We start from the raw sequence: 11,019 nt of genomic DNA, 5'->3' as shown, positions 1-11,019 counted from the left end.
AATATCATATTTCTTCAAGTCCTCTTTAGAAATATATTCCGCAACAAACGCCATCTAGCCCTCCTTTAAAAATTCTATAATTTAAAGTAGATCGCTCGTATATAGACCGAACAAAGACGAGATTTCAAATTTAATCCTTTTACTGACGAGAACTTATCGTTAAAGCTGCCAATTTATATGCGATTATCGTCAATTTTTACTATAACCTTTCGTAAAATTCGTAAAAATTCAAGCGCTTTGGCGCTCGCCACCTCTTTTAAATTTAGCGTCCAAAAATACGCAGAATTTCACGCCGTATAGGTAGAAAATCCAGCTTATGTAGATCCATAGAAAGAAAAATAGCGCGACCGAAAACGAGCCGTAGATGCTAAGATAGGTTTTGTTATAAAAGACGTATTGCGCAAAAACCAGTCTTGAAAGCCACCATAAAATCGATGCTACGAGCGATGAGGCAAGCACCGCTTTTGCGCGGATCTCGCGGTTGATCGCCGTAGCATAAGTAATCGCAAAGATCCCCCAAACGATTAAGTAGGGTAGAATTTTAAGCAAATTTATCCAGCTCGTAAACTCGGTTTTATTTAGCAGCTCCTGAAGCTCGCCGCTGATATAAAACGATGCTCCAAGCCCCACAGGAGCGAGCGTCATCAGCGTCCAGTAGGTGCTTAGGCTCTTAAAAAAGCTTCGCTCGGGTGAATGCGAAATGCGCGCGATAATCGCTTCAAAGTCTCCGAAAAACAGCACCGACGTAACTAACACTGCGCAAAAGCCCGTTACGCCAAGGCTTAGTCCGTTTGCCATAAATTCCTCGATATAGTGTGCCATGCTCGCTTGATTTGCAGGCAGGAAGTTTGAAAAGATAAAGCCCATAATCTTGTCGTAGTAGCCTTTGAAGCTTGGCAGCTGCATAAAAACGCTAAGCGAGACCATCAGCACTGGCAATAGCGCCAGAATCGTGTGAAAGCTAAGGCTTGATGCATGGTGCATGAGCTCGGTATCGTAGAGGCGGAAGAAATTTTTGAGTCGGTTTTGCGCTTGCTTAAGCGCCGGTATTAGTTTTTTCATACGGGCGATTTTACATTAAAAATTTAGAATTTCATATAAATTTGCGCAATTTTTCTTTTGTATCGCGGTATATCGTCTATGAAATTTAAAGCTAAAAAATGCGACTACAAATATATAAATTTATATCTCGAATTTAGCCTAAATTTAGGAAAGTTTTTCTAATATGCTAAAAAATAATATTAAATATATCCATAACGAAGGTAAAATAATGGAACGAAGGAAAACGATGAAATTTAAAATTTCATTAGCGGCATGTATGTGCCTACTATGCGGTAGTTTGGCTGCAGCGCAAAGTGGCGGTAATTCTGCGCCTGAAAAGTCGCAGAATATGGGCGTAATCGAGGTAAATTCCGTCGGCGATAATATCAGCGAGAGCGGCATCGACGAGGGCTTTTTGAGCAAAAACGTGCAGCATGGTCTGCTTGCGGGCAAGCGCGCTTTGGATCTTCCGTATCAGATCAACACGATTAGCAAGGAGATCATGAATCACCAAGGCGTCACCGGCTACGAGGAGGCGGTCAAATACTTCCCGTCCGCGCAGATTCAGATGCGCGGCGGCGCTACGGTCGGACGCCCGCAGACGCGCGGCTTTGAGGGCAGCGTCGTAGGCAACAGCTTCTGGGACGGCTTTTATACGATTTCGACGACGGCGATTCCGATGGCGATGTTTGAGAGCTTTCAGGTACAAAACGGCGTCGCGGGCTCGCTCTACGGCGCGCAAAATCCGGTCGGAATTTTCAGTTACACGCGCAAGCGCCCTGTAAAAGATCAATACATAATTTGGAGCGATTATATGTCGCGAAGCAACCTGGGGCTTGGTCTTGATCTATCCGATAAATTTGAAAAATTCGGCTACCGCGCGGTATTTTACGGATCAAACGGCGACAGACAACCGAAGGGTTCAAATTTACAGCGTCGCTTAGCCAGCGTCACGATGGAATTTTATCCGACGGGCGATCTTACTTTTGAAACCGCGGCAAGCTATTATGAGCACAATACTAAAGGCTTTGCGGGGCAGTTTGCTCTCGGCGTGCGAGACGGTAAGATTGTAGACGGCATGGAGCTTCCAAAGGCGGTAGATTCTTCAAAACGCGGTCTTGGGCAGAGCTTTGGAGGAATGCATCTAAAAACCACTACCGCAAGCGCGAAATTTAAATTTACGCCTACCGATAAATGGTATTTAGAGGGCGGCTTTCAGTTTCAGCGCGCCGATCGTGATACTCATGGAGTTGTAAATTATATCTTGCCTAGCACACATCCGCAATATACAAAGCCGGGCGATTATCAAACCAGACACAGCGGCGGTGCTACGGCGGCATATAGATTCGATCTGCCAAGCGGCTATCTCAAGGCTAATACGCAGTTTAACACGGGCGATATCGAGCATGATTTTAGCGTACAGACCAACGGATATCACTGGACGCAGGATAGATATAAAAACGCGAGCACCAACTACACTTCACCTACTATAGGCAATATCTACGATCCTAAAATTCTAAATTACACCGGCGCTAGGCGTGGAAGTGGGCTGTATCACTATGCGGTTTTGGATATGTATAACGTCTCGGTGTTAGACGATATCACGATAAACGATAAATTTGACGTGATGCTAAGCGCATCTAAGGCGTGGATGAGGCAGGAATCCTACAATGCCCGCCAGCAAAGACTTGTCAAAGCCTATAGCGATTCGGGCTATAGCTGGGCGGGAAGCCTGATTTTCCATCCGATAGAGGACGCTAGTATCTACTACACCTACGCAGATAGCTTGCAGCAGGGCTCTACCTATGTTTATAATAGCGGTCCGCATAACGGTGAGGTCGCCTCTACATCTCCGTATCGCTCCAAACAGCACGAGATCGGTGCTAAGATCCGCGTAGCCGATATGATCGATTTTAGCGTGGCGTATTTCGATATTCGCAGACCTATCGCGTATCTAAATAGCTCTACGGGGATCTACGGCATAAACGGCGAGCAGCGCAACCGCGGATTTGAGTTTATGAGCGGCGGACGAATTACGCAAAATTTAAGCGTGCTCGGAGGCTTTACCTACATCGATCCTAAGATGCATAACGTAAGCATCGAGGGCGCTAACCGCAAGGTTGCAAACGGCATCCCTAAACTAAACGCAAATTTGATGTTTGATTACGAGATCCCGGGCACAAACAAGCTTGCGATCAGTACAAATTTCCACTACACCGGCAAGATGTATCTGGATGATCTAAACACTCAGCACACTCCTAGCTTTTTCGTTACCGATCTTGGTATCAGATATACGAGCGAGCGTCTTTTGGGCGATAAGACCACGCTACGTTTCAACGTAAATAACGTATTTAACAAAAAGTACTGGGCGGGAATGTATCCTGCGAGCGCCGACGGTGCGGGCGGTCTTAACGTAACTAGCGTGCTAGGCTCGGCAAACGGCGTAACGCTCGGCGAGAGTAGAAGCTTCATGCTCTCTGCGGAGGTAAAATTTTAAAATCTAGCGGGTTTAAAATTTCTAATTGAGCGGCGCGAATAGTTATAGCGCCGCTTTTAAATTTATGAAATTTTATCGCTCTAAGCGGCGAGATTAAATTTAACGAGGCTTGTTTTAATTCATTTTAAAATTTAAGCCTTGGATTTTGGAATTTTAAACCTTGATTTTAAAATTTAAATCTTTAAATTTTTAAGTCGATGCGCCTAAGCTCGCCCGCAAATTTTATCGCGCGGTTTAAAATTTAGCCGTTTTTGGTTATAATCTTTGCAAAACCACGAAACGGAGAGCAATGAAACAAGTTTTAATCATCGCAAGCGGAAAGTTTGCGCGCCATTTTTTATCCAAAGTTTGTAAAATCAAAGATGTCATCAGATCATATCGCGTCATAGCTAAAAATACGGATGCTGTGCCCGCAGAGCTTGAAAACGAGTCAAATTTTTCGGTAGAAATTTTTGATCCTACTAGCATTGAGCGGTTGCGCGTGGTGCTAGCAGAAGAGGAATTTGACCGCTGCATAGTGATAATGGAGGATGAATTTGACACTAAAGTAACGCTTGAAAATTTAAAGACGCTCGCTCCGGATTTAGAACTTTACGTGGCTGATTTTTGGGGACTTTTGCGCGAGAATAAAAACGAAGCTCACGTAAAAATCGTAAATACCCTCGCGCTAAATTCCTCGCGCTTCATCGGTTTTTTGCCTGATAGCCCCGTTTTTGCTGATAATATCGGGCTTGGACGCGGAGAGATAATGGAGGTAAAAGTGCCCGTAGGAAGCTCGTTTGCGTATAAAAAAATCAGTACGCTTTCTAATGCCAAATATCAAATTCCGATGATTTACCGCCACAACAATTACATCGTAACGACACCCGGCTCGCGAATATATCCGAATGATACGATTTTAGTCGTTGGTGAGCCTAGTGCGTTGCGAGCGGTGTTTGCTGAAGTAAAAAAGCAAAGCGGGCAATTTCCATCGCCGTTTGGGCTAAATATTTTCGCGCTAATCGATATGAAAAAAATGAGCGGCGACGAGATAGCTAGGACGGTTAGGGCGCTTGAGTTTTTGGATTTGCATATTAGAAATCATAAAATTTATCTGCGAATTTTAAATCCTCTGCTAAACGACACTTTTAGCGAGCTTAAAGCGCTGTGTGAGCGGGATAAATTTGAAATTCTCATCGATTACTCGGGCGAGCTAAATTTAAAGCGCGACGTGAGCGAAAATAAAGCAGGCTTGGTAGTTTGCTCAAGCGGAGTTTTCGAAGCGAAAAAAGCGGCGCTTAAAGCGCTTGAAATTCCCGTGCTAAGCCTTGGAGAGGGCGAGCTAAAAGATGTGCGTAAAAGTGTCGTGCTAAGTGCTGGCGAGCGGCTGCGCGAGGAATCGAGTATCGTCTTTGACATCAGCTCGCAGCTAGGGCTAGACGTGTATTTGTATCTTTTCGGCGAGAGCGAAAAGGACGAGTTTGCGCAAAGCTACGTGAGCTTATCGAAGCTTTTTAAGCAGAGTTTATTCGTTATTCCTTGCGAGCGGCAAAATCCGATTTTAGCGCTAGGCAGCGAGCGAGATCTGCTACAATTTGTGCCATTTAATGATAGAATTTTGGCGCGCAAGCTCACATCGATTTTCAATCAGGATTTGGATCAGATGTATTTTAAACTCGGCAAAAATCATCAAATTTTTATCCCGAGCGATTACGGGTATGAAAAGTAATCGAAATTTATGTTACAATTACCCAAAAATCAAAGGTTAGCGTATGAAAATCGATCTTAATTTAGGTAAAAAATACAGCGTTTTTATCGACGAATTGCAAGAGATCAAGCTCAAAGGCAAGGTAGCGATCATCACAAATCCCAAAGTAGGCGGGCTGTGGCTTGATTTTTTATTGCAGCGGTTAAAATGCGAGCAAAAATTTATCATCACGATCCCAGACGGCGAGGAGTATAAAAATACCGCGAGCGTGGAGCAAATCTTAGAGCAGCTTTTCAGCTCCAAGCTTGATCGCAAAAGCACGCTCATTGCTCTTGGCGGCGGCGTCATCAGCGATATAACGGGCTTTTGCGCGAGCATTTATGAGCGCGGTATCGATTTTATCAATATACCTACGACCTTGCTAGCGCAAGTGGACGCAAGCGTCGGCGGCAAGACGGGCGTGAATAATCGCTTCGGCAAAAATTTAATCGGCTCCTTTTATCAGCCGCGCGCGGTTTTTTGCGAGAGCAAATTTTTATCTACTCTTCCTGCGCGGGAGTTTGCTGCGGGCGTTGCGGAGGCCATAAAAATGGCGGTATGCTTTGATGGCGAGCTGTTTAAATTTTTCGAGACGCGCGATCTAAAAAGCGCAGATGAAATTTCGCATATAATCGCTCGCTGCGTGGAGATTAAAGCAAGCGTTGTAGAGCGAGACGAGCGCGAAAGCGGCGTGCGTGCAGTGTTAAACTACGGACACACCTTCGCTCACGCTATAGAAAAAATTACTGATTATAAAAAATTTTTGCACGGCGAGGCTGTGGCGATCGGCATGGTGATGGCAAATGCGCTAGCGCGTCGCCTCGGTAAACTAAGCGGCGAACAGGAGGAGCAGATCCGCAAAGTGCTTCAAAAATTCGCGCTTCCGATAAAATTTCACGTAGAGGATGCGGCGGAATTTTACGAGCTGTTTTTTCTCGATAAAAAAAGTGAAAACGGCAAGATAAAATTTATCCTGCCCGACGGCATCGGTAAATTCTACGCTTCCAAAGAGATCGCAAAAGATGAAGTAATCGCAGCGCTGAAAGAGTTTGAATGAGAGCGCTTGCGGCTATTTTTTTGATTTTTAATCTTGCATTTTGCGAGGCAAATTCTACGCTCTCCGCCGCGCACACGCGCTTAGAATCTAACGCTAGCTCTGCCGCTAGTGAGAAGAAAGATGAAAATTCCAAGCTATCCGCGTCGCTAAAAGATCAGATCCGTGTTATTGACGATGAGATCAAAAATAATATCTGGATTTCGCGCTTTTCAAATTTCATCGGCTATCAAAATTTACAAAAGCAATCCAGCCAGCTCGAAGCGGAGCTAAAAAAGAGCGCCGGCACCGATAAGATCGCAGAGATTCAAAAAAGACTTCGCGCCGTAAAAGAGCAGCTCATACTGCTAAAAGAGTATGAAAAATCTCCGTTTTTAGATATCATCGCGATGCCCGAAACTCCAGAGCCTGCGCGCATTACAAATCCTTTTTCGATAATTTCGGGTTTTTCTACGATTAGAAATTTGCAAGCTCAAAAGATGGAGCAGAAAAACGCCATAGAAAATATTAAAGCTTTAATCGATAAACTTGAAGCAAAAAGGGCGCTATATGAGCGCTTGATGCAGATTGATACAGACGCAAGCGCTGCGGCGGAGCTTAAAAGCTTAGATTACGAGCTTAGCGAGTTTAGCTCCGCATATGAGATCGCGCAGACTACGTATGACGTTTACGAAAAAAAGATCAACTCCCAAATCGCCGTGCAGACCGCCGATATAAAAGCGCAGATCAAGCGCGCGGGAAACATCGCCGTGTGGATTTTAATCGTCATCGCGCTGTCGTTTTTCTGCAAAGTGGTGGCGAAAAAATATATCAAAAACGACGAGAATTTTTATATCGTAAATAAAGCTATCAATGTTTTAAATTTCACGCTGATTGCGCTGATACTGCTCTTTTCTTACATCGAGAATATGACGCACTTCGTGACGGTTCTTGGCTTTGCCTCGGCAGGTCTTGCGATTGCGATGAAAGATATGTTTATGAGCTCCTTAGGCTGGCTTACGATCGTGCTTGGCGGCAGCTTTCGCGTGGGCGATCGCATCAGGGTGCATAAAAACGGCGAGACCTATGTAGGCGATATCATCGATATTTCGGTGCTTAGGATGACGATTTTTGAGGACGTTACTATGACTACGTGGAGAGAAAATAAACGCGCGGGCAGGGTAATTTTCATACCTAACAATTATATTTTTACAGATCTTATCTCAAACTACACCCATAGCGGGCTTAAGACCGTCTGGGACGGCATTAGCATACTTTTAACATTTGATAGCAACCATAAAAAGGCGATGTATCTCATAAAAAACATCGTGCGGAAGTATTCCAAGGGCTACACCGACATCGCCAAAAAGCAGATGGGCAAGCTTCGTTCGCAATATAGCATCAAAAATCCAAACGTCGAGCCTAGAATTTTTAGCTTCTTCGAGCCATACGGCATTGAAATTTCGGTTTGGTACATGACGAACTCTTACGCTACGCTCGGGCTTCGTAGTAACATCTCGGCTGAAATTTTAGACGCGCTAAGAAGCGAGCCCGACATCAAGATCGCCTATCCCGCATACACGCTTTTTAACGGCAAAAACTACGCGGCTGCAGGCGGAAATTTTGCGGCGCAAGATCTCGGCTCGGAGCAGCAAGGCTCACAAAATTTAAACGCAGCGGCGCAGGGCGCGGGCTTTGCTGGGGGAAGCGGATCCGGGAGCGAAATTTGAAAATTTATTTTAAAACGTTTGGATGTCGCACAAATATCTACGACACGCAGCTTATCAAAAGCAACCTCAAATCGGGCGAGATCACGCACGACGAGCAGGGCGCGGACGTCGTCGTGATAAACTCCTGCACCGTTACGAACGGCGCCGACGCAGACGTGCGAAACTACGTAAATAAGATGAACCGCCTCGGCAAAAAGATATTGCTAACCGGCTGCGGCGCGGTATCGCGCGGCGAGGAGCTGTATAAAAACGGCGCGGTATTCGGGGTGTTTGGGATGTCGCAAAAGGAAAAGATCGATGAGTTTTTAGGCTCGGAGTCGAAATTTTACGATATCGGAGATCTTGACGGCGTCGAAAAAAATCTGGTAAGCGACTACGAGGATCACACCAAGGCCTTTATTAAAATTCAAGAGGGATGCGATTTTAACTGCAGCTACTGCATAATCCCCTCGGTGCGCGGCCGCTCGCGCAGCAGCTCTGAAGACGTGATCTTAAAAGAGGCGGAAAGCCTCGCCGCAAACGGCTTTAGCGAGATTGTGCTAACCGGCACCAATATCGGAAGCTACGGTAGAGCCGCGGGCACGAGCCTGGGCGCGTTGCTTCAAAAGCTGGGCGCGATACGCGGAATTCGACGCATTCGCCTAGGCAGCATCGAGCCCTCGCAGATAGATGCAAGCTTTCGCGAAATTTTATCCGAGCCGTGGCTGGAGCGGCATCTGCACATCGCGCTTCAGCACACTTCGCAAAAGATGCTTAGCATAATGCGCCGCCGAAATTCCGCGCTAAGGGATTTGGAGCTTTTTTGCGAGCTTGCGGAGCGAGGGTTTGCGCTGGGGACGGACTTTATCGTCGCGCACCCGGGCGAGAGCGAAGAGATTTGGCTCGAAGCGGTAGAAAATTTCAAAAAATTTCCGCTCACGCATCTGCACGCCTTTATCTTTTCGCCGCGGCAAGGGACCGCCTCGGCGTCGCTAAAAGGTCGCATAGACGGCAAAACGGCGAAGGCGCGGCTAAAGATGCTGCAGAACATAACGGCGCTGAATAATTATAAATTTCGCCTTTCGCACAAGGTGCCGCTAAATGTGCTGATCGAGCGTAAAAACGGAGAGTTTTATGAAGGATATGATCAATTTTATGATAAAATTTGGATCGAAAGCGATGATGATTTGTCGAAAAAATGGATGGAGATAAGAGATTATGAGGTTAAATTTGATGGAAATTTTGCATAAAATCAAAAAAAGCAAGCTAAATATAATTCTGATTTTTTTAGTGCTGCTTATCGTTTTGCTCTCGATCGTTTATTTTAAGGACGATTCGCGATACATCACCGAGCGCGAATTTAGCGAGCTGGTGCGAAAAGATCAGATCAAGCGCGCGCATATCGAGGACGGCACGCTAAGCTTCGTTTACGACGGCAAACGCTATAAAATTTTAACCGATATCGTTAATTTAAAAGAGCTCTCCAACCACGCTTTGATTACGAAGGAAGAGGATAACGAAAGCGGCGGTATCAGCGCGATCTTGGTAATTTTTACGTTCGCATTTTTTCTCTTTGTATATTATTTTGAAACCGTTTTGGCTAGGCGCCGCAGGCTGGACGGCGTAGGCGCTGCGCGTCAAGGCGGCGCAAACGCAGAGCTCGGCGATCTTTCACCGAGCGTTAGCGACGTGAGATTTAGCGACGTCGCGGGCATCAGCGAGGTTAAAGACGAACTCATAGAGATTGTGGATTTTTTAAAAAATCCCGCAAAATATCGCAATTTCGGCATCAAGCTGCCGAAAGGAATTTTAATGATCGGCGAGCCCGGCGTCGGTAAAACGCTAATTGCAAAAGCCGTAGCGGGCGAGGCGGACGTGCCGTTTTTTTACCAAAGCGGCGCAAGCTTCGCCGAGGTCTTTGTGGGCGTCGGCGCTAGGCGGGTTCGCGAGCTGTTTGCGAAAGCCAAATCCTGTGCGCCCGCGATTATTTTTATCGACGAGATCGACGCGGTCGGCGGCAAGCGCGGTATAGGGCGCAACGACGAGCGGGAAGCGACGCTAAATCAGCTGCTGACCGAGATGGACGGATTTGAGGAAAATAGCGGCGTGATGGTAATCGGCGCAACCAACAAAATAAATATGATCGACGACGCGCTGCTGCGCTCGGGGCGCTTTGATAGGCGCGTTTTTATCGGGCTTCCGAACTACAAAGACCGCATCGAAATTTTAAAAATTTACCTCGAGGGCAAAAGATGCAGCGCGAATATCAACAAAGTAAGCCGCCTCTGCGTGGGCTTTAGCGGCGCAGGGGTAGCGACGCTGGTAAATGAAGCTGCGATCAACGCTCTTAAGCGCGGCAGCGATACGATCGAGCTTAGCGATTTTGAAAACGTGCGAATGAGGGTCTTTTATGGCGTGCAAAAAAGTAGAATTCTCACCGAATACGAAAAGGAGATCCAGGCGTTCTATCAGGGCGCAAAGGCGCTTAGCGCGTATTGGTATTCGTTTGATTTCGAAAAAATAGAGCTTTTAAACGATAAATTTTTAAACGAGGATTTCGAGATCGAATCCAAAACGCAAATTTTAAATCAAATCAAAGTGCTTTTAAGCGGCATGGCGGCGCTACAGATCCATAAAAACGACGCTTTTTCAAATTCTGCTAGCGACGTAAAGCAGGCTATCGCGCTGGCGCAAAAGATGGTTTTCGAGCTCGCGATGGGCGATAGTTTCACCCCTAGCGCGCAGAGCGTGAATAAAATTTTGCAAGATTGCTACGACGAGGTAAGCGAGATAATCCGCACGATGCAGGATAAGCTAAATCAAATTTCAAAGCAAATTTTCGTCTATGAGTTCATAACTTTCGAAGATGTTCAAAAGATCTGCGAATCCGATGGTGTGGAGCAAGAAGGCGTCTCCGCGCAAGAGCAGGATTTGCAAAAGCTGGAAAAAGATAGCGAAAGCTCTGAAGAAAAGCCGCAAGACGGCACGCTAAATTTCGATTAAATTTTAAAAT

7 protein-coding genes are annotated in these 11,019 nt (G+C 46.0%); 6 read left to right on the top strand and 1 reads right to left on the bottom strand.

Annotation, left to right across the window (positions count from 1 at the left end; genetic code table 11):
- Positions 1-228: 228 nt before the first annotated feature.
- Positions 229-1,062 carry a YihY family inner membrane protein gene (locus tag Q0380_RS00370; RefSeq protein ID WP_005871668.1) on the bottom strand — a complete coding sequence of 278 codons (834 nt, stop codon included), beginning with the start codon at positions 1,060-1,062 and terminating at the stop codon, positions 229-231.
- A 226-nt stretch (positions 1,063-1,288) separates the two neighbouring features.
- On the opposite strand from Q0380_RS00370, the gene Q0380_RS00365 reads away from it, so the two are divergent.
- The 6 genes from Q0380_RS00365 to Q0380_RS00340 all read left to right on the top strand — a co-directional run bounded on the left by Q0380_RS00365 (position 1,289) and on the right by Q0380_RS00340 (position 11,009).
- On the top strand, positions 1,289-3,538 hold the full coding sequence (locus tag Q0380_RS00365; RefSeq protein ID WP_298958771.1) for a TonB-dependent receptor: 2,250 nt from the start codon (positions 1,289-1,291) through the stop codon (positions 3,536-3,538).
- Positions 3,539-3,827: 289 nt separating this feature from the next.
- Complete coding sequence (locus Q0380_RS00360; RefSeq protein ID WP_298958764.1) at positions 3,828-5,246, top strand: TrkA C-terminal domain-containing protein; 1,419 nt, start codon at positions 3,828-3,830, stop codon at positions 5,244-5,246.
- 43 nt (positions 5,247-5,289) lie between these two features.
- Entirely contained in the window at positions 5,290-6,321 is a 1,032-nt protein-coding gene (gene aroB, locus Q0380_RS00355) for a 3-dehydroquinate synthase (RefSeq protein ID WP_298958761.1), read from the top strand.
- Positions 6,318-8,027, top strand: a complete 1,710-nt coding sequence (locus tag Q0380_RS00350; protein ID WP_298958758.1) for a mechanosensitive ion channel family protein — start codon at positions 6,318-6,320, stop codon at positions 8,025-8,027. Before aroB ends, Q0380_RS00350 begins: the two co-directional genes overlap by 4 nt.
- Positions 8,024-9,256: a tRNA (N(6)-L-threonylcarbamoyladenosine(37)-C(2))-methylthiotransferase MtaB gene (gene mtaB / locus Q0380_RS00345; protein WP_298958755.1), complete on the top strand. Its 1,233-nt coding sequence runs from the start codon at positions 8,024-8,026 to the stop codon at positions 9,254-9,256. Before Q0380_RS00350 ends, mtaB begins: the two co-directional genes overlap by 4 nt.
- Entirely contained in the window at positions 9,225-11,009 is a 1,785-nt protein-coding gene (locus tag Q0380_RS00340) for an AAA family ATPase (RefSeq protein WP_298958752.1), read from the top strand. Before mtaB ends, Q0380_RS00340 begins: the two co-directional genes overlap by 32 nt.
- Positions 11,010-11,019: the final 10 nt, after the last annotated feature.

It is taken from the genome of uncultured Campylobacter sp., assembly GCF_937959485.1.
Classification (GTDB): Bacteria; Campylobacterota; Campylobacteria; order Campylobacterales; family Campylobacteraceae; genus Campylobacter_B.
Note: the sequence above shows the minus strand (reverse complement) of the source record. Positions and strands in the feature narration are given on the sequence as shown.